Below are 3670 nucleotides of genomic sequence, written 5' to 3' on the forward strand. Positions count from 1 at the left end.
CTTCAGCACCATGCGAAGGCCGGAATGGATGGAGGCAAGCGGATTGCGCAGGTCATGGCCGAGCACGGCGATGAACTGCTCGCGGATCTCGGTGTTCTGCAATTCGCCGACCAGTCTGGCCGCGCTGTCAGCGAGTTTCTGGTGGGCGTCGAGGTGGAAGGCGATCAGCTCAGCGAAGAGCTTGAACATGCCGGTAATGGCGGGCGTGCTGACGACATGCGGCCGCGGGTCGATCGCGCAGAGCGTGCCGAAGAATATTCCATCAGGCAGGATGATCGGCATCGAGATATAGCTCTGCAGGCCATAGGTCGCAGGCGTATGATGCCGGCAATAGACGGGGTCCGCGTCGACATGGTCGATGACGACCATCTCGCGATGGTCGCGGATTTCATTGCAGATCGTGGTCTCGATCTTTAGCTCGCCGCCGGGCTGCAGGCCGAACGCGATTTCGTCGCGAACGCCACAGGCGACCCAGCGGTCCTCGGTCACCCGCGCGACGGCGGCAAAGCCCATGCCCGTCGTCCGGCACACCACTTCCAGAATGCTCGGTACCGCGGCAATGGACGAGATCGCGGCGATATCTTCAGAGAAATCTTGACGCATCAAACCCCGCCCGGAAAAAATGAGCGGAAACACAATCGTGACGACGCGTCTATGTCAAAAGACCGGTCACGATTGGCCGTCCACGCCCGGATATGCGGCTCAGACATTTCTCCAAAGCCATGGGCATAGCGGCCATTCCGGCCCCATACCATAGGATAATGCCTAGCCTGTGACGCGTCCCAACACCCGCCCGAGCAGGTCCAGACCATAGGGCTTCTTGAGCAACTCGGTGCGCGGCTCTGCATCAAGACCCTCGACCTGGTCCCGCCCCGTCGCGAAGACAATGGCGATCGCCGGCTTGAGTTCACGCAAGCTCCGGGAGAGCTCGATGCCCGAAATGTCGGGCAGGCCGACATCGGTCAGCAGGATGTCGATCTCCTCCCGCGACGCGATATCGATTGCCTCGCGCCCGCTATCGGCCTCGATCGCGACATAGCCGAGCTCGCGGACCAGATCGGCGGTATCCATGCGAATGATGGCGTCATCCTCGCAAACGAGGACCGTGAGTTTCCGCGCGGGCTCGGATGCAGCGAGCGGTGCCGGGCTGACTGCCGGCTCCGGCGTGTCGCCAGACGGTTTCCTGCCGCCATGCGACAGGACCTGCCTGATCTTCCTGGCCAGAGCCTCGCGCGTGTAGGGCTTCGACAGCAGGTTGACGCCTTCATCGAGCCGCCCGCCATGTACGATGGAGTTTTCCGTGTAGCCCGAGGTGAAGAGCACGCCGAGTTCCGGCAGCCTCTCCTTGGCCTTGCGCGCCAGTTCCGGGCTCTTCAATACTCCCGGCATCACGACATCGGTGAAGAGCAGGTCGATGGGTATGCCGCTCTCGATGACCGCAAGCGCGCTTTGCGCGTCATGTGCCTTCAGGACGCGGTAACCGAGTTCGCCCAGCAGTGCGATCACCGTGTCGCGAACGGCCTCGTCGTCCTCGACGACCAGGATGGTCTCGCTGCCGCCGCTGACCGGGCCGGTTTCGCTCTCGACCGGCATATCCTCGACCTGGGTCGAGCGTGGCAGATAGAGCCGGATCGTCGTGCCGTGGCCGGCCTCGCTGTAGATCTTCACATGGCCGCCGGACTGTTTGACGAAGCCGTAGACCATGGAGAGGCCGAGGCCTGTGCCCTTGCCTTCGGGTTTGGTCGAGAAGAACGGCTCGAAGACCCGCTCCATGACCTCAGGGCTCATGCCCGAGCCCGTATCGGTCACCGCCACCATGACATACTGGCCCGCCGAGACATCGGAATGCGCGCGTGCATAGGCGTCGTCGAGAAAGGCGTTGCCGGCCTCGATGGTGAGGCGGCCCTGGCCGTCCATCGCATCACGCGAATTGATCGCGAGATTGAGGAGCGCATTCTCCACATTGGTCGGATCGACCAATGTGTTCCAGAGCCCGCCGGCGATCATCGTTTCCACTTCGACGGCTTCGCCCAATGTGCGGCGAAGCAGATCGTCCATGCCGCGGATCAGCCGGCCTACGCTGACGACCTTGGGCTCCAGCGCCTGCCGGCGGCCGAAGGCCAGCAGTTGAGCGGCGAGCTTTGAGCCGCGCGCCACGCCTGCCATGGCGTTCGCGGCCCGCTTCTCGGCCCTCTCATTGCCGGTGATATCGCGCGAGAGCAGCTGCAGGTTCCCGCTGATGACCTGCAGCAGGTTGTTGAAATCATGCGCAACGCCGCCGGTCAGGTTGCCGATCGCCTCCATCTTCTGGCTGTGGCGCAGGGCATCCTGCGCCCTGGCGAGCTCGGCCGTGCGGAGCTCAACGCGATCTTCCAAGGTCGTGGCGAGGTCCGAGAGCGCCGCCTCAGCCGTCTTCTGATCGTCTATATCGGTATTGGTGCCGATCCAGCGTGCCACCGCGCCGTTCTCATCGAGGATCGGGACGGCACGGGCGATGTGCCAGCGGAAGGCCCCGTCATGGCGCCTCAGCCTGAATTCGGTCTCGTAGCGAATCCCGTCACGCCGGGCATTTTCCCAGGCTGCGGCGGCACTCGCGAGATCGTCGGGATGAACGATCGCTGTCCAGCGCTCGTCGTCGAGCGCGCCTGCCTCGGTTCCAGAATAGGAATAGACCTGTTCGTTGAACCAATCGAGCATTCCGTCCGGCGTCGCGGTCCAGACATGGTTCGGCATGGATTGCGACAGAGTCCGGAAGCGGCTTTCGCTCTCCTGCAAAGCGGCCTCGGCCTTTTTGCGGCCCGTGATGTCCTGGAAGAGCACCGCGACCTGCTTCGCGCTGGCCGGCTCGATGCGAAAGGCCGAGAGCTCGAGATAGCGGCCGGTGGCGACGAGCTCACGTTCGAAGCGGATCGGCTGGCCGGTGCGCAGCACGCCGCCATAGAGCTCGACCCAGCCATCGGCCTCGTCCTGCACCATGTCGCGGAGCTTCTTTCCGACGACATCGGGAATGCCGGCATGAATCGCGTAGGCGGGGTTGGCCTCGATATGAATGTAGTCGCTCAGCGCGCCATGCGGCCCATCGAAGAACTCGATGATGCAGAACCCCTCATCTATGCTGTCGAACAGGGTGCGATAGCGCTCTTCGGTCGCGACCAGCGCCTCTTCGACCGATTTTTGCGCCGTAATGTCGCGGGAAATCGCCAGCAGCCGCTCCGGCTTGCCGTCGGGACCCGGGACAGGCGTGACGCGGACATCCCACCATTTGGGCGTGCCCGCCATCGTCCTGGCGAAGCCCTCGAATTGGCCGGTGCCGCCGGCCCTGGCCGCTGCAACAGCGGCGATCGCCTCTGCCCGATCCGTGCCCTCCCAGAAATCGGTCCAGGCGCACCCCTCGATCGGCCCAAAATCGGCGACCTCCATGACCCGTATGCCGCCTTCGCTCATGAAGGTCAGCTTGCCGTCGAGGTCGAGAACCTTGATGCAATCGTCGGATATCGCGAGCACGCTCTGGATCAGGCGGCGGTCGCGCTCCACGTCTGTGGTCACAGTCAGGTCCCTGCTCATTGCGCTGCGTGATGTCTCGAGCGTGCAAGCGTTCCTAGCGGCATTCGGCATGAACTGACACTGAGAGGATCATCGCGGGGCCGCCAGACTGAGTAGAGTGGAAGGA

At 63.5% G+C, this 3670-nt stretch carries 2 protein-coding genes; both read right to left on the reverse strand.

Annotation, left to right across the window (positions count from 1 at the left end):
* On the reverse strand, window positions 1-603 hold a 603-nt coding region (locus AC1DRP_RS35585), incomplete at its 3' end, for a GAF domain-containing protein (RefSeq protein WP_476771018.1).
* A 162-nt stretch (window positions 604-765) separates the two neighbouring features.
* Entirely contained in the window at window positions 766-3546 is a 2781-nt protein-coding gene (locus AC1DRP_RS35590) for a hybrid sensor histidine kinase/response regulator (RefSeq protein ID WP_476771019.1), read from the reverse strand.
* Window positions 3547-3670 lie beyond the last annotated feature (124 nt).

It is taken from the genome of Allobosea sp. 01N443, assembly GCF_056399325.1.